This window comes from Orenia metallireducens, from assembly GCF_003001995.1.
GTDB classification, from domain to species: Bacteria; Bacillota; Halanaerobiia; order Halobacteroidales; family Halobacteroidaceae; genus Orenia; species Orenia metallireducens_B.
This window is the reverse complement of sequence record NZ_PVNB01000018.1, coordinates 24,683-49,194: the sequence shown is the minus strand read 5'-3', so window position 1 is coordinate 49,194 and position 24,512 is coordinate 24,683. Positions and strand designations below refer to the sequence as shown.

17 protein-coding genes and 2 riboswitches are annotated in these 24,512 nt (G+C 34.9%); of the genes, 1 reads left to right on the top strand and 16 read right to left on the bottom strand.

Features of this window, described 5'->3' with window-relative positions; genetic code table 11:
• Nucleotides 1–62 precede the first annotated feature (62 nt).
• From BX659_RS12330 to folD, 6 genes are all read right to left on the bottom strand, one after another.
• Nucleotides 63–944 carry a polyprenyl synthetase family protein gene (locus BX659_RS12330; RefSeq protein ID WP_097018656.1) on the bottom strand — a complete coding sequence of 294 codons (882 nt, stop codon included), beginning with the start codon at nucleotides 942–944 and terminating at the stop codon, nucleotides 63–65.
• The gene (xseB, locus tag BX659_RS12325) at nucleotides 944–1,189 is read right to left on the bottom strand and encodes an exodeoxyribonuclease VII small subunit (protein ID WP_097018655.1); all 246 of its coding nucleotides are present in this window, start codon (nucleotides 1,187–1,189) and stop codon (nucleotides 944–946) included. Before xseB ends, BX659_RS12330 begins: the two co-directional genes overlap by 1 nt.
• A 339-nt stretch (nucleotides 1,190–1,528) precedes the next feature.
• Nucleotides 1,529–2,905 carry an alanine/glycine:cation symporter family protein gene (locus tag BX659_RS12320; protein WP_097018654.1) on the bottom strand — a complete coding sequence of 459 codons (1,377 nt, stop codon included), beginning with the start codon at nucleotides 2,903–2,905 and terminating at the stop codon, nucleotides 1,529–1,531.
• A 176-nt stretch (nucleotides 2,906–3,081) separates the two neighbouring features.
• Nucleotides 3,082–3,158, bottom strand: a riboswitch (glycine riboswitch).
• A gap of 3 nt (nucleotides 3,159–3,161) precedes the next feature.
• Nucleotides 3,162–3,261: riboswitch (glycine riboswitch) on the bottom strand.
• A gap of 257 nt (nucleotides 3,262–3,518) precedes the next feature.
• Nucleotides 3,519–4,646, bottom strand: a complete 1,128-nt coding sequence (locus tag BX659_RS12315; protein ID WP_097018653.1) for an amidase domain-containing protein — start codon at nucleotides 4,644–4,646, stop codon at nucleotides 3,519–3,521.
• Nucleotides 4,647–4,826: 180 nt separating this feature from the next.
• Complete coding sequence (xseA, locus tag BX659_RS12310; RefSeq protein WP_097018652.1) at nucleotides 4,827–6,053, bottom strand: exodeoxyribonuclease VII large subunit; 1,227 nt, start codon at nucleotides 6,051–6,053, stop codon at nucleotides 4,827–4,829.
• Between the two features lies 1 nt (nucleotide 6,054).
• Nucleotides 6,055–6,906 (bottom strand): bifunctional methylenetetrahydrofolate dehydrogenase/methenyltetrahydrofolate cyclohydrolase FolD, encoded by an 852-nt coding sequence (gene folD, locus BX659_RS12305; RefSeq protein WP_097018651.1) that lies wholly within the window; start codon nucleotides 6,904–6,906, stop codon nucleotides 6,055–6,057.
• Nucleotides 6,907–7,146: 240 nt separating this feature from the next.
• On the opposite strand from folD, the gene BX659_RS12300 reads away from it, so the two are divergent.
• A complete protein-coding gene (locus BX659_RS12300) occupies nucleotides 7,147–7,587 on the top strand; it encodes a hypothetical protein (RefSeq protein ID WP_097018650.1) in 441 nt (146 codons plus the stop codon).
• Between the two features lie 77 nt (nucleotides 7,588–7,664).
• Here the strand turns inward: BX659_RS12300 and BX659_RS12295 are convergent, their stop codons facing one another.
• From BX659_RS12295 to BX659_RS12250, 10 genes are all read right to left on the bottom strand, one after another.
• The gene (locus tag BX659_RS12295) at nucleotides 7,665–9,230 is read right to left on the bottom strand and encodes a SulP family inorganic anion transporter (protein WP_106231882.1); all 1,566 of its coding nucleotides are present in this window, start codon (nucleotides 9,228–9,230) and stop codon (nucleotides 7,665–7,667) included.
• Nucleotides 9,231–9,517: 287 nt separating this feature from the next.
• Nucleotides 9,518–13,681 (bottom strand): DUF445 family protein, encoded by a 4,164-nt coding sequence (locus BX659_RS12290; RefSeq protein WP_106231881.1) that lies wholly within the window; start codon nucleotides 13,679–13,681, stop codon nucleotides 9,518–9,520.
• Between the two features lie 319 nt (nucleotides 13,682–14,000).
• Nucleotides 14,001–14,708 carry a hypothetical protein gene (locus BX659_RS12285; RefSeq protein ID WP_106231879.1) on the bottom strand — a complete coding sequence of 236 codons (708 nt, stop codon included), beginning with the start codon at nucleotides 14,706–14,708 and terminating at the stop codon, nucleotides 14,001–14,003.
• Between the two features lie 142 nt (nucleotides 14,709–14,850).
• The gene (locus tag BX659_RS12280; RefSeq protein WP_106231878.1) at nucleotides 14,851–15,786 is read right to left on the bottom strand and encodes a sugar-binding transcriptional regulator; all 936 of its coding nucleotides are present in this window, start codon (nucleotides 15,784–15,786) and stop codon (nucleotides 14,851–14,853) included.
• Between the two features lie 177 nt (nucleotides 15,787–15,963).
• On the bottom strand, nucleotides 15,964–17,040 hold the full coding sequence (locus tag BX659_RS12275) for a glycerol dehydrogenase (protein WP_106231876.1): 1,077 nt from the start codon (nucleotides 17,038–17,040) through the stop codon (nucleotides 15,964–15,966).
• 556 nt (nucleotides 17,041–17,596) lie between these two features.
• Entirely contained in the window at nucleotides 17,597–18,274 is a 678-nt protein-coding gene (gene fsa / locus BX659_RS12270; protein WP_106231874.1) for a fructose-6-phosphate aldolase, read from the bottom strand.
• Nucleotides 18,275–18,648: 374 nt separating this feature from the next.
• The gene (locus BX659_RS12265; protein ID WP_106231873.1) at nucleotides 18,649–21,069 is read right to left on the bottom strand and encodes a glycyl radical protein; all 2,421 of its coding nucleotides are present in this window, start codon (nucleotides 21,067–21,069) and stop codon (nucleotides 18,649–18,651) included.
• 16 nt (nucleotides 21,070–21,085) lie between these two features.
• Nucleotides 21,086–21,862, bottom strand: a complete 777-nt coding sequence (locus BX659_RS12260; protein ID WP_106231871.1) for a glycyl-radical enzyme activating protein — start codon at nucleotides 21,860–21,862, stop codon at nucleotides 21,086–21,088.
• A gap of 310 nt (nucleotides 21,863–22,172) precedes the next feature.
• Entirely contained in the window at nucleotides 22,173–23,594 is a 1,422-nt protein-coding gene (gltA, locus tag BX659_RS12255) for an NADPH-dependent glutamate synthase (RefSeq protein WP_374956482.1), read from the bottom strand.
• Complete coding sequence (locus BX659_RS12250; protein WP_106231868.1) at nucleotides 23,548–24,396, bottom strand: sulfide/dihydroorotate dehydrogenase-like FAD/NAD-binding protein; 849 nt, start codon at nucleotides 24,394–24,396, stop codon at nucleotides 23,548–23,550. Before BX659_RS12250 ends, gltA begins: the two co-directional genes overlap by 47 nt.
• Nucleotides 24,397–24,512: the final 116 nt, after the last annotated feature.

Below are 24,512 nucleotides of genomic sequence, written 5' to 3'. Positions count from 1 at the left end.
TCAAAATTCTTATGTTTTAGGATTTTAACTGTACACTGTTCACTGTCAACTGTTAACTGTCCTTAATACTCTCGTTCTATAATATAATCTGCTAATTGCAATAATAACTCAGCATCTTCACCAAAAATATTCAACGCCTCTTTAGCCCTTTTACAGGTAGCAGTAGCCATCTCTTTTGACTCTTGTAAGCCATAAATCGCAGGAAAGGTAGCTTTATCCCGATCTAAGTCACTGCCTATATCCTTACCTAACTTCTTGGCATCCCCTTCAATATCTAAAATATCATCAACAATTTGAAATCCTAAACCAATCTCTTTAGCATAAGTAGTCAAAGCTGCTAACTGTTCATCACTAGCCCCAGCTAAAATAGCACCAACTCTGACAGAAGCCTTCAATAAAGCACCCGTTTTATGGGTATGTATGTACTCTAGCTCACTGCCATCTATCTTCTGACCTTCTGCCATAATATCGGCAACTTGTCCACCTACCATCCCTCGATTTCCAGAGGCTTTGGCCAACTCCTTAATAGCTAATAAGACCTTATCTGGCGAAATATTCTTGACTTCAGTCATAAGCTCAAAGGCATAGGTCAATAAAGCATCTCCAGCTAATACTGCTATCGCATCACCAAAGACCTTATGATTTGTCGGTTTTCCCCTTCTAAAATCATCATCATCCATACAAGGTAAATCATCATGAATCAAGGAATAACTATGTATCAGCTCTAAAGCACAAGCTGCTGCTAAAATATCATCTTCATTAGCACCGATTAACTTAGCAGCCTCTAATACTAAAATAGGTCTTAGCCTCTTTCCACCTGCTAAAACACTATAACTCATCGACTCATGTAATTTAGCAGGGTGAAGCTCTTGATTAGGTAAATAATCTTCTAAAGCTTGGTTGATTAATTGGCTCTTTTCTTTAATAAATCTTCTAATATCCATTATTCTGCTCCTTCATCTTGGTAATTATAATCCTCTATCTTAACCCTACCATTCTCTTCTTTTATAATCTCTATCTTCTCTTGGGCCTGCTCTAATTTATCAGAACAAAACTTAGTTAACTTAACACCCAATTCAAACTCTTCTAAAGAATCAGCTAAGGTTAGCTCTCCCTTTTCTAAGTTCTCAACAGCCTCTTCTAATTGATTTAATGCTTCTTCAAAGGTTAATTCCGATTTATTACCCATCAAATTTCATCTCCTTATCTACAATACTACAGTATAATTACTTCTAGATTAGTGTTTTATCACCTGCATATATTAAGGTTCAGTCTAAGCTTAAGTTTGAGTTCAAGACTAATTTAGGTATTATTTTGCCTTAAACTTATACTTAAACTAATACACCTTATTATACCTAAAAATACTAATTTTATAAATTTAATCTATAATTTAGTTCCAGTATAAATAGTCTATGTATCAGTAAATTATAAAAATCTTCTTCATAATCACTCGTTACTTGTCACTGTATTAATAATATCTTTCTTTATAATAACAAAAAGGTCGCCTTAAGGCAACCTTTGAATTTGACTAAGCAATAGTTTTTAATTCTTCTGACTCTTTTATATCGACATTATTAAAGTAATCTTTAGTCATACTAATTACTACCCCTGATAATCCTAATAAAGCTACCAAGTTAGGAAATGCCATCAATCCATTTACTACATCAGAGATAGCCCAGATTAACTCTAGCTTGACAGTAGCTCCCATCAAGATACAGAGGATATAGATAAATTTATAAGGCTTAATTGCTTTAGTTCCTAATAAGTATTCAATACATTTTTCTCCATAGTAACACCATCCTAGTGTTGTAGAGAAAGCAAAGAAAATAATTCCGATAGCTATTACCAACCCACCTGGTCCTGGCATTCCTACATTAAAGGCTTCTGTTGTCAAAGCAGCCCCAGTCATTCCATTATTCCAGACACCAGTCATGATAATAGTCAAGGTTGTCAAACTACAGATAATAATAGTATCAATTAAAGTACCTAACATAGCAATTAATCCTTGTCTTACTGGACTGTCTGTCTTAGCAGCAGCATGGGCAATAGGTGCACTTCCTAGTCCTGCTTCATTAGAGAAAATCCCCCTTGAGATCCCCTTTCTAAGAGCTAACATAACTCCAGCTCCAGCAAAGCCACCAACAGCAGCTTGTCCATTAAAAGCAGAGTTGATAATCAACCCAACAGCAGCAGGTAATTCACCGATATGAGAAAGGATGATATATAAGGTTCCTCCAATATAGATTACACTCATCAATGGAACAATCTTACTTGCCACCTTCGCAATTCTCTTAATTCCACCTAATACTACTGCTCCAACCAAGATTGATAAAACAATTCCTGTATATAAAGGTTTAATCCCAAAGTTAGCATTTAAAGCATCAGCCATTGAATTTGCCTGTACTGTAGCACCAATTCCAAGCCATGCTACCATTACTCCACAGGCTGCAAAGAAGATTGATAATGGCTTCCATTTCTCTCCTAATCCTTCTTGGATATAATACATTGGACCTCCAGCCATCTCTCCTGCTTTATTCTTAACACGATATTTGACAGCTAGTACACCTTCAGCAAATTTAGTCGCCATTCCCACTAGAGCAGCCATCCACATCCAAAAAGCAGCTCCCGGTCCACCAACAGCAATAGCAGTAGCTACCCCTGCGATATTACCAGTTCCAATTGTTGATGATAATGCTGTAGCCAAAGCTTCAAAGGCCGACACATCACCTTCACTACTATTCTTATCCTTTTTAAAGATTAAGGTGATTGCATGAGGAACCTTAGATATGCTCACCCCTTTTAATCTAATGGTCAAGTAAATTCCTGTTCCTAATAATAAGATTAACATTGGTGGTCCCCAGACCAAACTACTCATACTACTAAAAAATTCTTGCAATGCTGCCATCATTCTTCCTCCTCTAATCCTTATTATAATTTTTAGTACAAATTAAAAAAATCTAAACCTCTAAGGCTTAGACTCTGGAGAAAGACAAATAAATAAAGGTAGTTAGGTGTTTGGGTAGTTAGTTACTACACTCCTAAAACCTATATTTTACCCACCTGCTTTATATCTGTCCTTTACCCTGTCCTTTTACCTGAGAGATTACCCTGAATTAATCAGGTTACTCCTTCGGTGCTCTTAATGAGTCTCTCCAGAGCGCCGTCCAGTTACAGTATTTTACCTGAGAGTTTCATCTATAGTCGGACAACTATAGACTTGCCCCGTCGGCAAAGCTTAAGCTTTTCTCCTGTAACATTCATCCGACACGTTATTCTATTTTGCCAGAATTATAATAACATATGTTTGTCACCCTTGCAAGTAATTATTTAAAAAATTTATTAAAAGCTTACAAACTAAAAGATTATACTTGTAAATTTAAAATTATATATATAGTCACACTAAATCTTTTAGTAATCAGTGACGAGTGACAGGTAATGAGTAAAAATCTCTTCTCGTCACTTATCACTTATCACTCATTACTGTCTTAATATCTCTCTAAAATCCAACTTTATTCTTCTTAATAATGTACTCGAACCAAACGAAACTTAACCCCTTTCTTATTCCAACCTATATCCCAAGGGACTCGATATCTATCGGAGTTATGACAATTTACTAGAGCATAGCCTTTAGAATCTAATCCAGTTACCACAGATATATGGTCAACCTTTCCTTTCTTTTCATAAGCAACATAATCTCCTGGTAATAGCTTATAGGAGGACTTTAGAACCTGATCATAACTGCCATGGGCAATCATAGCTGCCCGACCACTATAGGTCATATATTGATTAAAACCATGAGCATTTAGCCAAGCCTTAGTACCACTTCCTCTACTATAATTCCAGGCACGATTCTTTCTAAACCCTGCTCCCTCATATAATATCTGTGAAGCAAAGTTGGCACAGTTACCCCCTTGAGAATTAAAGTTTCTATATTTAGGGTTATATTTAAAACCATATTTAGGTAAACTAGCAGTTCCGCAATACTTATCAGCATACTCCACTGCTTTAAGTCTTCTTTTATTTAAATTCGATAAATCCTTAGGCTCCTCTGCAAGAATAACCTCATTTACCTCTTCAATCTTACTCTGCTCTAGCTCTAGAGAGTCATCCATAGGATCCATATACCACTCCTTGCTAATCACCCACCTCTCATCTTTGGGAATAATCTCAAAGGCATGATATGCTCCAATTCTAAAAGTATTATATTTTTTCGGTGAATCCTGATAAGCATACTTATACTCTGTGGAGACCAACAGAGTAGTTGAATAGCCATCCCCCTTCTCCTTGACATATCTTAAAAGAACTTCAGAGTTAATATCTTTAAATTTCACACCTTGTTTAGCTCCCCAATCTTGTAAGTACCTCATCTTTCTTAAAGAATGTTCATAAGCCCATCGCCCTGTCCTACCCTCTGTATTATATAGAGCTTTTAGAGTATCTTTATCCCCTTCTACCAAAGCCTTATTTCTAATATTAAATATATTCTGTATATCTTGGGATAAGATATCCTTGACCTCATCATCAATAACCATTACAGCATCTTCTCTAAACAAAACCCCTAAATAGCCCCCTAATCCTAAAAATATCAAGAGAAATATAGATAACAGCAAGATCTTCTCTCTATTTAATTCAATCAAAAGAAACATACGCTCCCCTCCACAATATACTAGTAAGATTATATGTCTAAAATTAGGGGACTATTCTGTAGAATTTAAATTGATATCTTGTAATCAAAAACCACATTAACCATAATAAGTATATTATAACTTGTCAGAGATAAAAAAAAGACAATCTACGAAGATTGCCTAAATATTACTTATTACTATTTACTTCTCACCGGTTACTGATTCAACCTTACAATCCAAAGCTCCATCCTTTAAGATAACCTCTATCATCTCCCCTTCTTCTAGCTGAGCTATTGACTTGATCTCTTCTTTGCTATCTAGCTTCCGTGCTAAACTATATCCTCTGGCAAAGGTACTTAATGGGGATAATGAATTAAGCTGTCCAACTACTCTTTCTAGCTCTTCTTGTTTCTTAGTCAGGTTGTCACAAATCTCTTTCTCAAGCTTCATACTCAACTCATCAACTTGTTGCATATACTCTGTAATCTTCTCTTCAGGTAAACGCAATGCTCTTCGTTCCTTTAAGCTAAGTAACCTATCATTTAAACGGTTTATTCGATTATCCATTGCACTATTTAAGTTATTATATAATCTGGCTAAGTATTTAACTATCTCTTCTCGATTAGAGACTACCAACTCAGCTGCTGCTGAAGGTGTCGGTGCTCGCAAATCAGCTACAAAATCAGCGATAGTAAAATCGGTCTCATGACCAACTGCTGAGATAATAGGAATTCTAGAATTGAAGATAGCCCTAGCTAGCTTTTCTTTATTAAATGCCCATAAATCCTCAATAGACCCTCCACCACGCCCGATAATTATTACATCAACATCACTCTGATTTAATAGCTCCAATCCTCTAACCAGAGTCTCTTCTGCTCCCACACCTTGTACTTGGCTTGGTGCAATCAATAGTGACACATTGGAGAACCGCCGTTTAATCACACTGATAATATCTCTAATAGCAGCACCAGTTGGAGAGGTGACTACACCTACTTTGGCTGGAATCTTAGGGATAGCCTGCTTTAACTCTGCTCTAAATAAGCCTTCCTTTTCCAAGCGTTCCTTCAATTGCTCATAAGCTAGATGTAAGCTACCGATACCATCAGGCTGCATCCGATGGACATAAATTTGATATTGACCCCTAGCAGGATAGATACTTATCTTACCTTCAGCAATTACCGACATCCCATCCTCAGGGATAAAGTCTAAACTCTGATTATAACCTTTAAACATTACTGCACTAAGCTGAGTCTTCTCATCCTTGATAGTAAAATACATATGCCCTGATGAGTGGTGGTGAAAGTTAGAAATCTCCCCTTTGAGCATAACTGGACTGAGGTTGGGATCAGTCTCTAGTAACTCTTTTAAATAATTTGTTACTTGGGTAACAGACCAGATTCGATCTGTTACTCCATTATTTCTCAACATCTTATCCCCTTCTTTCCTGACATGCCTTTAAAGTATTCTTAAGTAGAGTAGCAATAGTCATCGGACCTACTCCACCTGGTACTGGAGTAATAGCAGCTGCCTTTTCTTTGACACCTTTAAATTCAACATCTCCTAGTAGTCCATTTTCAGTTCGATTAATTCCTACATCTATTATAACTGCTCCTTTTTTGACCATATCAGCAGTTACAAATTCAGCTCTACCTACTGCTGCTACCAAAATATCTGCCTTTAGCGTATGCTCCTTTAAATCTTTGGTTCTACTATGGCAGATAGTCACAGTAGCGTTCTCCTGTAGAAGCATCTGAGCCATTGGTTTACCTACAATATTGCTCCTGCCAATTATAACTGCATTCTTACCCTCTACTTCAATCTCATATCTATGTAATATCTCCATAATTCCCCTTGGTGTACATGAATGAAGTCCACTACCATTAATCATCAGCTTACCTATATTGATTGGATGGAAACCATCAACATCCTTATCTGCTCTGATAGTATTGATTACTTTCTCTTCATCTATGTGCTCTGGTAATGGTAATTGTACCAAGATACCATCTACACTATCATCTTGATTTAATCTCTCTACCTCTCCTAACAACTCTTCTTCATTGATTTCAGCAGGTAATTTAATTAGATTAGAGTTGATTCCAACCCTCTTACATGCCTTCTCTTTATAAGATACATAAATCTCTGAAGCTGGGTTATCACCTACCAAAATAACCGTTAGTCCTGGAGTGATACCTTGCTTAGTTAGGTTCTCTACTACTTGACCAATCTCGGCTTCTAACTCTTTAGCTACTTTGCGACCATCTAAAATCTTAGTTTGACTCATTCTACTACTCACTCCCTATTCTCTAATATATTAACAATTATAACATAAAAACACTCTGATCATCCAACTTTAATTTAGTGACGGGTGACAGGTGATGAATAACCAGTGTAAAATTCTTTTCTCGTCACTAGTTACTCATAACTCATTACTATTTTACTATCTATAATGCAAAAATAGAAAGGATTTTATAAAACTTTGTTCAATTAATAATATATACTAATTTGGCAAAGGGGTGGTATTATGGAAGAGACTCAATGCTTGAATCTAACTGAGAAACATAAAATTAAAGAGAGAGTAAGAGATTTTTTTGATTCTTGGGTATTTGCCGATTATAAGGAATTAGAAAGAACTATAGCCCCTGACAGATTTATGGAGATAGAAATAATTATTAAGGATAATGATATAATCAGTGAAAAGGTTAATGAATTTAGTAAAGAAGAGTTTATTGATTATTGTAGAGACCTATTTACAAGAAGAGATTACCTAAAGTTCCAAACTAATAATGAAGAGATTTTTAAAAAAGGCGAGAAGTATATCTTTACTGCTGATATCTTAATTGAAGTAAGAGAGAAAGAAAGTGGGCAAGTCAATAGCTATGGTAATGCTAAGGCTACCTTAGAGTTAGATAAACTCAATGGTAATTGGTATATTTCAGAGTTTGAAAATATGATTACTATTTAGAAATAATCCCCTACTTCTAATTAGAAGTAGGGGATTATTTTAGGTGTTAATAGTAATCATATCATTCTTTATTAATCTTATAATAGATCATCAGCCACATGATAATTAGGATCCTCTATATTAACTTGGATAATACTCTCGGCATTCTTTAAAAGCATTTGACAGTCTTTACTAAGATGCCGCAAAATAATTTTCTTACCTGCATTGAAGTATTTTTCTGTTATAGAGTTAATAGCTTCGATAGCTGAGTGATCCATTACTTTAGAGTTTTTAAAGTCGATGATAATATTCTCAGGATCACCCTTAATATCGAATAAATCTCTAAACTCTAATACAGAGCCAAAGAATAATGGTCCATCTACCTCATAAACTTTAGAACCACAGTGACTATTTCTTTTATTTACCTGAATTGCTTTTCCTTTCTGCCAAGCAAAGATCAATGCTGATAGGATTACCCCTATAATTACAGCTGTAGCTAAATCTACCAATACTGTAATTAAAGTAACTGCTACTACCACTACAATATCTTCTTTAGGTATCTTCTTACCATACTTTAAGCTTTCCCACTTAAAGGTTCCTACTACAACCATAAACATAACCCCTACTAAACTTGCCAGTGGAATAACATTTACAAAACCTGAGCCAAACATGATGAACATCATTAGCCCTGATGCTGCTACCAATCCTGACAATCTTGTTCTACCACCAGATTTAATGTTAATAATAGACTGACCTATCATAGCATCTCCGCCCATTCCACCAAAAAATCCATTAACAGTATTAGCTAGACCCTGTGCAATACATTCTTTATTAGTATGCCCTCTAGTATCAGTCATCTCATCAATTACTCTAAGGGTAAGTACTGCCTCTGTCAATCCTGCAAGTCCCCCAATTATCGCATAGGGAAAGATAATTTTTAACATATCCAAATTTATTTTAACTTGGGGTATATGAAACTTAGGTAAGCCACCTTTTAACTCCATTCCAGCAAAGTCTTGTACATTTCTTAGATGATAGCCATTTTTATCCAAAAGAACTGCAATAACTGTCATTATTACAATAGCCACTAAACTTGCTGGAACTGCTTTAGTCAATTTAGGAACAAAATGAATAATTGCCATAGTAAAGACTACAAATAAAAACATTATTGTCATATCTGATGCAGGTAACCAAACCTTATGTATCATTTCAACACCATCTACCATTATTGTCTTTTTTACTTTAAACTGCTCCCACTGAGCCAAAAACATCACTATCGATAACCCATTAAGAAAACCAAGCATTACTGGATAAGGTATCATTCTGGCATATTTACCCAACTTAAATACCCCTATTAATACCTGAATAATCCCCATTAGAACTACTGTAGCAAAGAGATACTCCAAGCCATGCTGAGAGATTAATGAAGCAAATACAACTGAAAGTGCAGCTGTAGACGAACTAATCATTCCAGGTCTTCCTGTAAAAGTAGCTGCTATTAGACCAATAATAACAGCGGTTTGCAGACTGATAATTGGGCTCACCCCTGCTACAAAAGCAAACGCCACTGATTCTGGAATCAACGCTAAAGCTACTGTCAATCCAGATAGAACATCATCTTTAACTATCTGTCGGTTAAAGCTCTCTTTCATCCTTTTTACCATAAAAAACATCTCCTCCTTATATTCTTATAAACTTATATAAACTTCTTATATAAACTTCTTTTATATAGTCTCTTATAAAGATGTTAGCTTAAAACAAAAACCGCCTTATATATAACCTTATAATTTTAACTATCTAAAATTTACTACACTGCTTATTAAGAAACACATCCCAAGGCTTATAGACACGGAGATAATTATAACATAGATTATAACCATAGTAAAAGGTTAAATGAGATTTTTCTTTATTGAGATTTATAATAATAAGATGAATAATTTAATGTAAATTTTTACAATATAATAGAAAGCAGTTCTGTAAATACCCCAACTACACTTCCCATCCACCCATAAGCCTCTAATCTTCTAAAGTATCTTCCTGCAAAGGAGTTGAAGAGATCCTCGATATCCTGAGAGCTCATCTGATTGACTTCTAATTCCGTTACCTCTTTGATATTTAAAGCAGTTAGCAACTCTAAAAAATGGCTCTCTAATGAATCTAAGCTACTAGCTAAGATAATCTCAAAGCAGAATCCCTTAGTATCTGATTCAAGCATGCTATTTAACTCTGCTAATATCTCCTCTATAACTTTCTTGATAAAGATTAATAGTTGATATCTTAGTTCTCCATCATCTATCATTCTAGCTAGAAGCTTCTTAATATCAGCAGCTAAATAATCAAAATTTAGAATTTTATCGATATTCTTCTCTGCTAATTTAGCAATTATATCCTTCATAAAGATACTCAAATTTTCTTCAAAAGTAGGAGTACTATGGATAGTCTCAATAATTTTATTGACTACTTTCTTCAACTCACCTCTACTGATATTAACAGCAAGCTGATTAAGTGGTAATGATAAAATCAGTCTATCCAATATCTCACTGAACAAAACTAATAAATTTTCTTTAATTACCCCTTCTTTATTCCTAAGATTACTACTCAAAGAGTTGCTAAATACATCAATCTCATCTGTAAAAAACTCTAGCATATCCGAAATATCATCGATAGCCATTATCCTTGAGACTGATTTTAACTTTAATTCTAAAATTGAGTCAACTACTCTAGCTACTAAAACCGATAAGCTATTGACCAAATTTTCATTAGCTAAGAGCTTGTCCACCAAACTCATTAAGGCAGCACTATCTAAATCAATCCCAATCTCCTTAAGCCTTCTATCTCCCACTTTATCTAAAAATCTATTTACTAGCTTGACTATCTCCTGTTCTTTCAGCTTTATAAACTCAGGTAGCTTTTCATCTATTAGATTATCGATAATACTCTCGATAGTCTCTGCTGTATCTGTTAGATTATATACCCCTCTTTTAAAATAACCTGTAATTAAACCACCGATTCCACTTATCTGTTCTCTAGCAAACTCCTCTTCAACTACCTCTAAAGCCATATCTTTGATAAATCTCTTCTGATACTGTAGATAACGAATCCCTTTATTGAAGAAATTATTGATTATAAAGTCCATATTATCATATAATGGATTCATTAACTTACCATTGAATAAATCTTTTATCCTATCCTCAGGATTTATTTTTTTAAAGATATTATTTTCAATTAAAGAGGCTGATTGCTGACGGATTTCAGTTGACTTAAACTTTTCAAGAGAATACTCAACTATAAAATCCTTCAATGCTTTCTGATGGGAAGAAGGGATTAACTCCATCAGCTTCTCTTCAATTAATTCATCAAATTTTGGTGAGTATTCTGTCAATAGCTGCTGAATTTTATCAGGATTATCTATTAAAGCTACTAATTCTGTTAGCTCATTATCTACTACTTCCTTTAACAGCTCTATTATTCTCACTTTTAAAGACTCTGGTAGGAATTCCTTTAGAGAATTCTTGTTATTTATAAATTGAAATAGTCTTTCTGTTAAAATATCTTCTGACTCTAGTAATATTGTTTCTAGCTTTGAAGCTAGTTTAGCTTCTAATAATGAAAGATCAACCTCTAATATATCTATCTCTTTTAATTGATTCAATAATTTATTAACTAAATCATCGCCATTAAATTTGAGTACGTTTAACAAAGATATAAAAACTTTTTCCGATATCAAGCCCCTGTTCTTGACTAACAATTTATTAAGAATCAGATAATTATCTTTAGCAAACAGGCTTTTCAAATCATCTTCTATCTTCACTCTATTATCTTTAAATAACTTATTGATTGATTCCCCATTCAATAACTGTTCATCTACAAATTTACCCATAGAATCAGCAAACCTAGGTTTATTCTTAGCAACTACTCCTGGAGTAAAAGGAACTCTCTGCCCTAATAATTTCTTCTCACTATAAGGACGGAAGATCATTCTAAGAGCAAGTACATTGGTAAAATAACCGACAAAACCATATGTAAAGGTAGATAAGATAAAATTAAGCCAGCCTAACTGTGATAGATTGATACTCCCCTGAATTAAATATAAAATTAATGCTGCTATGATCCCCAACAATGCCCCTAGTTGAGTAATCGGCTTCAACTCTTTGCCCATAAAGCCCTCAACTACATCTTGTACCTGCTTATCTTCTAATTTATACAAATTATCGGCTACTGCACCTTTGACCTTCCCTTCTAGCATAAGAGGTAGATTCTTATTTACTAACTCCAATATCAAAGCAGTTATCCTTTGCACTACATCCTCCTGCTGATTTAATCTATCATATAGTTCAGTTATTCTCTGCTCTTGTAAGCCTGAAAGAGATTCTTTTAAATAGTTACTAGATTTGTCTCCAAGATTATTAACTAACTCCTCCTTCAATTTATCTGTAAATAGCTCAGAGAAACTCTTCCCCTTAACAAATGCTTCAACTTCTTCTCTCACTTTAGTTATAATAATCTCATGATTCTCTCGTAAATAACCTATGATTTTACCTTTAATTAAAGGTAAGCTAGCTTCCAAGCTCTCTTCATCAATAAGCTCTGCTAACTTTAATTGAGCAACCTTGATTATCTGCTGAAATAACTCTCTTTGCAATATCTCTGTTAATTGAGGTGTAAAGAGAAAATCTTCTTTAAATTTCTCAATTAAATTGTCTTTAATATTATCATCAAAGTATTGAGCCAGATTTATATTTATAATCTCACCTAAGCTAATCTCAAATAACCTATCAAAGCCACTCAAATCAATCCCATCTAAATATCTATCGATATTCCTGTCAATCAACTTGACAAGGTTCTGTATCCTGATTAAATCCCTACTCTCTAGATAATCAATAATATCCTTGATACTATTATCCTTGATATAATTTATGATCTGATGGCTCAATTCTCGGCTTAGAGTCTTAATATCAGAATCATCCTCTAAAGACAATAATAGCTTATCAATCAGCTGAAACCTTCTAGCGATATTACCTAAACTTTCTTTTATCTGACCTTTAATCCAATTCTTAACCCCTGACCCCTTCTCCAAAACCTCATCAATACTCTCTTCAATCAACTCTTCAATCTCCTGTTGATTCGCCCTAATCCACCTTACACCTTCTTCCACCAAATAGGGTAACTGCTTGTACATAAACTTCTCTAAGTTTTCTTTAATATCTTCACTTAACAGGCTCAAGATAGGAAGATCAATCTGCTTTAATAATTCTAGAGCTCCTTCTAGAAAATTATAGATTAACCTCTTACCTTCTGCTGATTTGAAGAATTCAATTACCCTTAAGAGAAGTTGATTACTTATATCATCTACTTGCTTCTCTCCTAAGATTTCAGCCAGAGACTTAGCTTTAACCTTCTCCTCTATCTCAGCCAAGATATCAGAGATACTCAACTCTGAATATAATTTTTCTATATTCTCATCGATACTAGCTTCAAATTTATCTTTAAGCCTAACATGAAAGCCTCTAGTACTATCCTCTAAATTAATGGCAAGGGTCTTGAAAATAGTTGCTGGAATAAACTCTACTAACTCTTCTGTAGAGTTAGTATTGTAGATATCATCAAGCAAATTATCAACTACTTTACTTTCAGCTAGAGTATTAGTAAAAAGATCAAAGCTTAAGTTGAGCAACTGCTCTAGTTGCTCAACACTTAGTAACTCCTCTACTAAGATATTCTCAGCCAAAATATCTAAAAACTCCGTTATGAAGCCTGACCTCTTCTGATCATAAAAGTTGCTGATATTTTCCAATGATTCATCTAATTTAGGTATCTTTGACCACTGTATATTCTCAGTATTCTGGTATAAATATCTTTCTAAGAGATCAGAGACTGTAGCTTGAAAAGCTTGCTTAAACTCCTTCTTAGATAGCTCCTGCTCAATGGTCTGATAATTGATGATATCCCGTTCTACCAACTGGCTTATATTCTCAATGAACTCATCCTTGGTCTCCAAAATCACCCCACCAAAGGGTCCATACTTCCTAAATAACATCTTGATTGCAAGATCATTGGTAATATATCCTGTTACACCTCCACCTAATAACTTAAAAATCATAGCTAAGTAATTCATAATTTACCTCCTTTCAACTAAATATACTGATATAATAACTGTCATTTTAGAAAGAAAAAGCGACACTTTTTAATAGCCACTAGCTACTGGCTACTAGCCTCTAGCTTTATAAGTTCTTAGCTAATAGCAGATTTATCACGGAGGGTTTATGATTTTCAAACCCGTAGGAGAGGCCAGAAGCTAGTAGCTAAGCTGTCGCAATATATCCATTAACTAACATTACTTGTATTATAAAAAGACTACCAATAGATATAACTTTAGTAGTCTTCTTAGTTTTATCCTATTTATTTTGAATATACTTAAATGACACCCTTTGACTTTATTTATATAAATCTGTTTTTAACAAAGAATCAATAATACTATATTTAATATCTTTAACTCTAAAATCTTTAAAATCAGAATAATCTAGCTCATATTCAAAACCTTCAAGGTCAAAATCGCTGTCTGTCAAAAGATATTCATTTTTATAATGTCCACTTTTTACTCCAGATATGATTACTTCACCTGTTGCACTATCAATTAATTCATAAAAAAGATTATTCCGATAAGAATACTCTATCTCATTACCTTCTTCATCCTCAAAATCAGTTGATACAGTGAGGGAATCAGTATCTGAATGACTTATTTGCTCAGTTAGTTGACTTTCATAATAAAACTTTATATCTGATATATTAATATGTAATAAATAATCAAAGTTTGAAATTTTATTAGCAACTTTATTAGCTTCTAATAAATCCTTGCTTACTTTTACTGTTTCCATTGGCGTATGACTCTTTATGTATTCGATTAATTCATTATTTAATATAATAACTTCTTCTTTATCAAGATAAATATCTCTAATATCCATCTCATTATGTAAATTATCATTTCTTCGTGCTCCAAAATGTAAATCTTCTTTATTTTCAATCTCTATAACTACTCCCAGCTTCTTTCCAACAAATTTTTGGTCATCTAAAATCTCTTCACAGCCACTTAAAATCAATATAGATAATAAACAGACTATCAACACTAATCTTCTTCTAATCACAGCTTGCCTCCTTTCAAAATAATATACTCATCACTTACTTTATTAAAATTCCTCTACCTGAATTATCTGAAGTTAAGTATGAGTATAAGATTAAATTCAAGTCAGTTTTACTCAATCTTAACCTTAAACTCAGCCTGAGAATTTATAGCAACTCCAACACAGCTAAAGCAGTAATCTCATCGGTTATCAATACATCTATTGCCCCACTTCTTAGCACACCTAAGATAGCTTCTGCTTTGTGAGCACCAGACACCACTCCCATTACATAAGGAATCTCTTTAAGCTGCTTAAAACCCACTCCTATTACTCTATCATCAAAGGTAGCATTACACCTCTCTCCATTGATATCAAAGAATCGAGCACAGACATCACCTATTGCTCCAGCTTGATTGAGCAATTTCATATCCTCTTCTAGCAAATAACCTGATTTAATGAAAGTCGATACTGGTTTTAACCCTCCAATTCCAAGCATTGCTACTGTTATTTGATTCATCATCTCAAAGACCTCTTTTATCTTTCTATCAGAGATAATAGCATCTCTAATTGCCTTATTATCAACAATGGCAGGTGCTGGCAAAATATTATATTCACCACCAAAAGCTCTAGCAAGGTTATGAATAATAGTATTGGCACTTACATCATTAGAGCCTAAATTACCTATCAGTTGCACAATATCAACCTCTTTATTAGTGGGTTCTACATAATCAGTTACCCTCCGTAAAGTACTTCCCCACGAGACACCTAAGATATCGCCATCACTTACCTTCTCACTTAAATGCTTAGCAGCAGTCTTAGCCACCTCATTAAAATAAACTTCCTCTGAAGCATCTTGATTAACGATAATCTTGGCTTCCTTCAAGGCAAATTTCTCCTCAAACTTTCTCTCCAACCTAGTAGCATTATCTTTAGGATAATTTATCTTGACTTCAATAATTCCCTCTTTTCTAGCTGCAGTTAAGACTCTTGAAACCTTCACTCTAGAAATCTTAATTCTATCGGCTATCTCCTGTTGACTCATATCATATTTATAGTATAGTTCAGCTACTTTAGCCATTAATTTTGGTTCATAAGTTGGCATATTAATTCACTCCTTAATGAAATCTACTCTTATTATAAATCCTTTTCCATTAGTTTTAAAGTCTACATGAATATTTTACTACTTCCTACTCTAATCTATTTAATTTTTACAGCCAAAGTATCAATCAATAAAATGCATAAGAGCGAACAAAATGTCCGCTCTTACTAAACTATAATCTTATCTTCCTAGTCTATCTGCTGCTAAGATAGCATCTTTAACCATCTGAGCATCTACAGCAAAAGGCATATTATGAATCGTTTCACCTTTGACAGTACTTGCCTCAGCAACCTTTAAAATCTCAGCTTCATCAATCTCTTCTATCCCTAAATCAGCTAAGGTAGTTGGTAAACCAACAGATCTACAGAATCCAATTACCTCTTCAAGCAATTTAGGCTCTCTACCCTCTAAGACCAATTGGACAATGGTAGAATAAGCTACCTTCTCTCCATGGGTCTTATTATGGGTCTCCTCTAATACTGTAAAGCCATTATGAATAGCATGGGCTGCTGCTAGTCCACCACTTTCAAAGCCTAGTCCACTCAATAAGGTGTTAGCCTCTACAATCTTCTCTAAAGCCTCTGTTACTACACCAGCTTCTGCTGCTTTTTTGGCTACTAGACCATATTCAATCAATGTGTCATAGCATAGCTTAGCTAAATTAAGTGCTGTCATAGTTGGACTTCCACCTGACATAGCTTTGCTTTTAGTCAAGCTAGATGCTTTGGCTTCAAAGTAGGTCGCTAAGGCATCTCCCATTCCTGATACTAAGAATCTAGCTGGAGCTTTAGCTATCACCTCTGTATCGACCAAGACTACATCAGGATTTGAAGGTAAGAATAGATACTCTTCAAAGACCCCTTCATCGCTATAGATTACAGCCAAAGCACTACAAGGAGCGTCAGTTGCAGCTATCGTAGGGATAATAACTACTGGCAACTCACTATAATAAGCCACAGCTTTAGCTGTATCTAAGGTCTTACCTCCTCCAATACCAATTACAACTTCAATCTCTTGTTCTGCTACTAATTTCTTCAATCTATTAATCTCATTTTTAGAACACTCACCATGAAAACTCTCTAGTATGAAATCTTTATCTTCTAGTCCTGCTGTTATCTCTTCTTGGAATAAATCTAAGACTACTGGGTCTGATAAAGCCAATACTTTATCACCTAATTTAGCAATGTGCTCTCCAACCTCTTTTAGCACGCCTTTACCTTGGACATACTTTCCTGGAGAAATTAGAACCTTTGCCATATTATCACCCTTTCTCTTTTTTTAAATTCCTTTGAACATATGTACTAAAACGATATCATGTTCTAAGATAAGTATAGTATATTTGCTAAAAAAAGTCAATATATTCTAGCTTTCTTTATATAGATGTCCAAGTCTAAAGTTGAATTTAATGAGTATATTGCGACACTTTTTACTTTTAAAAAGTGAGCAAAATTTTTATTAATTAAAGAAGTTACGGGAAAGCTTATCAGCTTTTTCCCGTGTTACTTTTGCCATTGCCGCAAAAGTAACCAAAAAGTCTAGAAAAAAATTAAACTCCCTCAGCAATCCAGATGTATTGGGATTAAGATATATGATACTTCTAATTCAAAAATTATCTTGAACCTATTGTTCTTTTAGAATATTTGCCTCGTTCAAACACTAATTTTCTTCGTCTTAAAAATCTTTAAGTTCTTTTAATTGTAAATTCAAAAGTGTCGTAATATCTCTATATTTTTTCATTCTAAAATTGTTTATCTATAATAAAAAGAGAGTAAATATCCATGTATTTACTCTCTTTTATATTTTGTTGAAGATTCTATAGATTATTGACCTTCTTTCCTTCTCCATAGACTCTCTCCCAATCTGCAATAAAGCCTTCTACACCTAAGTTGGTCATTGGATGATAGACTAGCTTTTCAATTAAATCTGGATTGGCTGTAACAGCTTGACTCCCTTGTAACAAACATTGGTGAATCTGATTAATATTTTTAAAGCTAGCAGCAATCACCTTAGTATCTAGTCGATGCACCTTAAATAATTCAATAATCTCAGCAACAACCTTAATACCATCAGCAGAGATATTATCTAAACGATTGACATATGGTGCTACAAAATCGGCTCCTGCTTTGGCTGCCATAAATGCTTGTTGTGGAGTAAAGACTGCTGTTGCAGTAATTTTAACTCCTTGCTTACTTAAGTTTTTAATAGCTTTAATTCCTTCAGGAATAACTGGAATCTTAATATATAGGTTTTCACCAAACTTTTTGGCTAAAAATTCAGCCTCCTCTATCATCTCTTCTGCCTTAGTACTTAATACTTGAGCATGTAACATCTTATCTTCACCAATGATATTTCTAATCTCTGCTAATAATTCTAAGAAGTCTTTATTCTCCTTAGAAATAATTGATGGGTTGGTCGTTACACCATCAAGTGGATATAAATCATTAAGTCTTTTAATCTTCTCTAAATTAGCTGTATCTAATAAAATTAGCATTTTATTTCCTCCTTTTTATATAAATAGCTTTAAAACCCTATTTTTACTACGGATTAACACAGATGGGCACAGATAATAAATTAATAAGAATATAATTGTTATTTGGTTTTAATCTGTGTAGATCTGTGGCTAGTAATTTCTCTGAATTTATTTTAAAATTTAATATCTATATAAGTTGAACTAATAATTTTCATAAAAAAGATATAAATCAAAACCTTTTTTGACACAGACTAAAATCTGATTAAGATCCGATTTAAAACCTTAATTTATTTAATTTTTAATCTGTATTTATCAGTGTAAATCTGTGTCTAAATTTTCTTTTGGTATTGATTTTGATATGAAGAACTTTAATTCAATTTATATAGTTTAAGTTATTAAAATTTCTGTTCTGTTCTCGCAATAATATCATCTTGGGTCTTCTGATCTAAGGTTACAAATTGAGCACAGTATCCCGCTACTCTGACTATTAAATCCCGATATTCTTCTGGATTATGCTGAGCTGCTCTAAGGGTCTTACTAGAGACGATATTAAATTGTACATGCCAAGCTTTTAGGTTGATAAAGGCTTTGATAAAGGAGACAAATCTATCAAATTGACGCTCACCTGCTACTAGTTCAGGAGGGAATTTTTGATTAAGGAGTTGACCACCAGTTATCATCATTGTAGGTAATTTGGTTACAGAGTTTAAGACCCCTGTTGGTCCTTTAACATCGGTTCCTTGGGTAGGTGAAGCACCTTCTGCTGTTGGCTTCTCAGCCTCTCTTCCATCAGGAGTAGCACCAGTTACTGTTCCCATTGGTACATTAGATGAGATTCCTGAGGTAGACATGTAATAGTTACCACCGATAGGACCTCGACCATACCTTGTATTCTTGTAGTTTTTAATCTGATTCATATAGGTCTTATAAGCAGCTACTGCTAACTGATCAACATAATCATCACCATTACCGTATTTAGGGGCATCAAGTAGCATCTTCTTAATGAATTGGCCTCTATCACCTGCAAAGTTATTAGCTAAACTCTCCATTAATTCCTCAGCCTTTAAGGACTTCTCTTCAAAGATATACTTCTTAATACTTGCAAAAGAGTTAGCCACATTAGCTAGACCTACCTGAAGCCCACTAACCATATCATAAATTGCTCCACCCTCTTTGACAGTCTTACCCCGCTTAATACAGTCATTTACTAATGAAGAACATAAGATATCTGGCACCAACTCTTCAAGCTGAGTATCTGCTACATGGTCAACAATCACAGAAAGCTTTGTATAATAAGCAATATGAGCCTCCCAAGCCTTCCAAAGTTGATCAAAGCTTCTAAAATCATTTAAGTTTCCTTGCCCTTTAAATAATTCATAGCCAGTTCTTGGATCAACTCCATCATTTAAGGTCAACTCTAAGGCCTTTAACATATTAAGGAAGGTCATTCCAGTACAGCGATAGCCCCACTTACCAGGTACAGCTACCTCTACACACCCTACCATCGTATATCCATAGGCATCTTCATAACTTACTCCCTTATCGAGTAAAGAAGGAATGATAATCTCATCATTATGAAGTGCCGGCATTCCATAACCAGCCTTGATAACCTCTGCAGCCTCTCGCAAGAATCTCTCTGGACTGTTAGTATGGACTCTAACAGATAGGTTAGGCTGAGTCAGCTTCATCTCAGCAACGCTCTCTAAAATCAAATAGGATAATTCATTAGTTTCATCTTTTCCTTGGGCATTCTGACCACCAATAGTTACATTTTGATAAGTAGGATAACCAGCTCCATAACCTGCATGGGAAGTAGGTCTAAGCTTGATAATCGAGAATAGCTTTATCCATAAGCATTCTAGTAACTCTTTGACAAATTCTTTAGTGATAGTTCCCTCTTCAATATCATTTTTATAGAATGGATATAGATATTGGTCTACTCTACCTAGAGAAGCTGAATGTCCATTGCTTTCAATCTGAAGAACTAAATGAATGAACCAGATTGTCTGAACTGCTTCATAGAAATTACGGGGTGCTTTGGCTGGAACTCGCTCACAAAGCTCAGCAATTTTGATTAATTCTTCCTTTATAGTAGGGTCAGCTACTTCTTCTACTTGGTCTTTAGCAAGTTGAGCATATCTTTTGGCAAAATTCATCACACTTTTGTTGGTCAAAATAATAGCCTCTAAGAAAGCCTTTCTTCTAATAGCATCAACCTCACCTAAATCAAGCTTCTCAAGTTCTGCTTGAGCCTCTGCAATTATACCTTCAAGACCTTTATCCAAGACCTTCTCAAAATCTGGAACTATATGCCCATCACCAGAGGTCATATTCCCTTCACCATGAATCACCTTTACCTTAGAAGCCTTCTTAACCTCGTCAGGTAATAGCTGATAACATTTAGCATGTAAGGTTTTACCTTTCCAGTATTGAACAAGCTCTAATAACTCGTCAATATGCTCTTTAGGTAAGTGGAAGTTATCGCCTGATCGTTTATCAAAGTTTCCTTCTGCTTCTATTTCAGCCTCCATCCACTCTACAGCATACTCTGGGAAGATAGGGGCTGTTCTCTCATCAGAAGCCTGATTTCCAACTATTAGCTCTCCATCTTTAATATAAATACTCATATTCTGTAAAATCTTCTCTACTGCTTTGGCTCTCTTTAAATAGATAGGAGCAGCTTCATTCTCTTGATAAGCTTCTGTAATATATCTAGCTCTTTCGATACAGACTCCTGGTCTTTTAGATAGAACACTCTCTCTTAATTTTTCTACTCTAGGACTTTGAATTTGATAAACTTTATCTTTCACACTCATCCCTCCTATTTTATAATCAACCTCCAATTTGAGCCTTTATCCCTTTAGACTCTACTAATTTCTTCAGATAATTCATCTTCTCATCACTAGGACTTTCTAAATTCTCTAAGAGATATTCTCGATCCAATCTAGCATACTTCTCCCTACCTAAGCTATGATAAGCAAGGAGGTGTACCTCTTTTATACCTAACTCTTGTGCCAGCTGGGCAGTTTGACTGATATTTTCTTTACTATCATTAACTCCTGGAATGACAGGAATTCTGATGATCATCTCCTTATTTAGTTGGGCAGCTCTTCTTAAATTATCTATTATCCAAGTATTCTCAACACCTGTTACTTCTAAATGTTTATTACTATCCAAGTGCTTAATATCAAATAGTACTAAATCTGTAAATTCTAAAACCTGCTTGAAATTCCCCCAACTCCCATAGCCAGAGGTTTCAATAGCAGTATGAATATACTCTTCTTGGCATCTTTTTAAAATCTCTGCACTAAATTTAGCTTGTGATAAGACCTCTCCTCCAGATAAGGTCACCCCTCCACCAGATTGATTATAGAAGGTCATATCCTGTTTAACTACTTCAACTACCTCTTCAACACTCATATATCTGCCTACTAACTCTCCTTTAGAAGAGTCCTCACCATAATAGTACTCCTGTCCTCTATGTTGAGTTTCAGGACTACTACACCATTGGCACCTTAAGGGACATCCTTTAAGAAAGACTACTGTTCTAATTCCTGGTCCATCATAAACCCCATAACTCTCTATTCTAGCAACTAGACCTTCAGACACAACTTATCACCTCCTAGTTAAATTCATTTTAAGAATCTATCTTGTGAACATTTGTTCTTATATGTTTATTTGTTCTTATACTCATATAGTACCACAGCAATTTTTATCTGTCAAGGACCATCGTCTAAGTCTAAGTTTAAGATTGAGTAAACCATAAGAACACTACTTTAGTGTTTATTTATGCTTATAATTAGGCTATAAGAATATCACCAATAAAAACATTCTCTAAACAAAAATAGGGCAGCCTAAGATTTTCACCTTAAGCTACCCTATTAATCAAAAAATTATTTACTTTGTTACTCGTCACCCATTACTTCTTACTGCCCTTAATATACTCATCAATCGCTCTAGCTGCTCTCTTTCCAGCACCCATAGCTTCAATTACTGTTGCAGCTCCAGTTACCGTATCTCCTCCAGCAAAGACTCCTGCTTTACTGGTCTCACCAGTATCTTCATCAGCTACAATTGTCCCCCACTTAGTGGTTTCAATCTCAGGAGAGTCTTTTAATAAAATAGGATTTGGACTTTGACCGATAGCCATAATCACAGTATCTACATCCATCACCCATTCAGAGCCTTCAATTGGAACTGGTCTTCTTCTACCTGAATCGTCAGGCTTACCTAATTCCATCTTGATACATTCCATTCCAGTTACAAAGCCCTCTTCATTACCTAAGATTCTGGTTGGATTATTGAGAAGCTTGAACTGAATTCCTTCCTCTTCAGCATGATGAATCTCTTCCTCTCTTGCAGGCATCTGCTCTCTAGCCCGACGATAAACGATAATTGACTCTTCAGCTCCTAACCTTAATGCAGTTCTAGCAGCATCCATAGCCACATTTCCTGCTCCAATTACTGCCACCCGTTTACCTACATAAACAGGGGTCTTGTACTCTGGGAAACGATAGGCTTTCATCAGATTAACTCTAGTTAAGAACTCATTGGCTGAATAGACTCCATTTAAATTCTCCCCTTCAAGACCTAAGAAACGAGGAAGCCCTGCTCCAGTTCCTACAAAGACAGCATCATACCCCTCTTCAAAGAGCTCATCTACACCTTTAATCTTACCGATAACATGGTTGAGTTTGATCTCCACTCCCAACTTTTCAATCTTCTCTACCTCATCTTTAACAATTGCTTTAGGTAATCTAAACTCTGGAATACCATAGGTCAATACCCCACCTACCTCATGGAAGGCTTCAAAGATAGTTACTTGATAACCCATCTTAGCTAAGTCTGCTGCTCCAGTCAGACCTGCAGGACCTGCTCCTATTATAGCTACCTTACCCTTATCTTGCTTAGTAACCGCCTCTATCTCTTCTTTATCTCTAGCATAATCAGCTACAAAGCGCTCTAAACGTCCAATAGCTACTGGTTCATTCTTAATTCCTACTATACATTTGCGTTCACATTGCTCTTCTTGAGGGCATACCCGTCCACAGATTGCAGGTAAATTATTCTTCTCCTTAATCTTCTTAGCTGCCTCTTCAAACTTTCCTTCTGCTACTAGAGCAATAAAGTCAGGAATGTCAACCTCTACTGGACAGCCTTGCATACAGAGAGGATTCTTACATTGTAGACAACGCTTGGCTTCATTGATTGCATCTTCAGCAGAATAGCCTAAAGCTACCTCACCAAAATTATTAACTCTTTGCTGAGGATTCTGTTCTGGCATCTTAGTCTTCTTAGTTTGCTTTGACACGGCAACCTTCACCTCCAATCTCATGACCATGGGCTAATTTTTCATGATCACTATAAAATTGCTGCCTTCTTAATTGTTCATCAAAGTCTACCAAGTGTCCATCAAAGGCTGGACCATCAACACATGCAAACTTGGTCTCTCCACCAACAGTCACACGACACCCTCCACACATACCAGTACCGTCAACCATCAATGAATTTAAGCTCACCATTGTATTGACTCCATACTCTTTAGTCAACTCTGACACAAACTTCATCATAATCATTGGACCAATAGTTATTACTAAATCTATATCATCATTCTCTTCTAAGACTTCCTTTAAAACATCAGTCACAAACCCCTGATGACCTTTAGACCCATCATCAGTACTTATATATAATTGCTGACTCAATTCAGCAAAGTCTTCTTCTAAAATTATCAACTCTTTCGTTCTAGCCCCTAGGATAGTAATAACTTCTGTCCCCTCTTCACTTAAAGATTTTGCTTTAGGGTATAGTGGTGCTGCACCTAAACCACCTGCAACACAAACAACCTTCTTATAATTTTCAGTCTCAATATGTTCTCCCAAAGGACCTACCAAATCTAAGAAGCTATCTCCAGCTTCTAACTTACAGATCTCTTCACTACTATAACCAACCTCTTGTACAATAATTGTAACACTGCCCTCTTGGCGATCATAGTCAGCAATAGTTAATGGAATTCTTTCTGCCTGCTCATCTACTCTAACAATTAAGAAATGTCCTGGCTGAGCTTTAGCTGCTACATTTGGTGCTAAAACTTTAAATTTAGTTATCTTAGGTGCCAAGACTTCTTTTTCTAATATCTTATACACTTGTACTCTCTCCTCCTAATTTATATAGATTTTCTAATTAGTAATAGTAAATTGCATAAAAATATAAAACTAATTATTATAATTATATCAATTTAGTTGCTAAAATCAACTTTTCT

What these genes read in the sequence shown, in the direction of transcription:
- BX659_RS12300 (WP_097018650.1), top strand. Translation starts at nt 7,147, where the DNA reads ATGGAAGAGACTCAATGCTTGAATCTAACTGAGAAACATAAAATTAAA.
- BX659_RS12280 (WP_106231878.1), bottom strand. Translation starts at nt 15,786, where the DNA reads ATGCCAACTTATGAACCAAAATTAATGGCTAAAGTAGCTGAACTATAC.
- BX659_RS12290 (WP_106231881.1), bottom strand. Translation starts at nt 13,681, where the DNA reads ATGAATTACTTAGCTATGATTTTTAAGTTATTAGGTGGAGGTGTAACA.
- xseB (WP_097018655.1), bottom strand. Translation starts at nt 1,189, where the DNA reads ATGGGTAATAAATCGGAATTAACCTTTGAAGAAGCATTAAATCAATTA.
- BX659_RS12330 (WP_097018656.1), bottom strand. Translation starts at nt 944, where the DNA reads ATGGATATTAGAAGATTTATTAAAGAAAAGAGCCAATTAATCAACCAA.
- BX659_RS12320 (WP_097018654.1), bottom strand. Translation starts at nt 2,905, where the DNA reads ATGGCAGCATTGCAAGAATTTTTTAGTAGTATGAGTAGTTTGGTCTGG.
- gltA (WP_374956482.1), bottom strand. Translation starts at nt 23,594, where the DNA reads ATGGTCATGAGATTGGAGGTGAAGGTTGCCGTGTCAAAGCAAACTAAG.
- folD (WP_097018651.1), bottom strand. Translation starts at nt 6,906, where the DNA reads ATGAGTCAAACTAAGATTTTAGATGGTCGCAAAGTAGCTAAAGAGTTA.
- fsa (WP_106231874.1), bottom strand. Translation starts at nt 18,274, where the DNA reads ATGCTAATTTTATTAGATACAGCTAATTTAGAGAAGATTAAAAGACTT.
- BX659_RS12265 (WP_106231873.1), bottom strand. Translation starts at nt 21,069, where the DNA reads ATGAGTGTGAAAGATAAAGTTTATCAAATTCAAAGTCCTAGAGTAGAA.
- BX659_RS12315 (WP_097018653.1), bottom strand. Translation starts at nt 4,646, where the DNA reads ATGTTTCTTTTGATTGAATTAAATAGAGAGAAGATCTTGCTGTTATCT.
- BX659_RS12295 (WP_106231882.1), bottom strand. Translation starts at nt 9,230, where the DNA reads ATGGTAAAAAGGATGAAAGAGAGCTTTAACCGACAGATAGTTAAAGAT.
- BX659_RS12275 (WP_106231876.1), bottom strand. Translation starts at nt 17,040, where the DNA reads ATGGCAAAGGTTCTAATTTCTCCAGGAAAGTATGTCCAAGGTAAAGGC.
- xseA (WP_097018652.1), bottom strand. Translation starts at nt 6,053, where the DNA reads ATGTTGAGAAATAATGGAGTAACAGATCGAATCTGGTCTGTTACCCAA.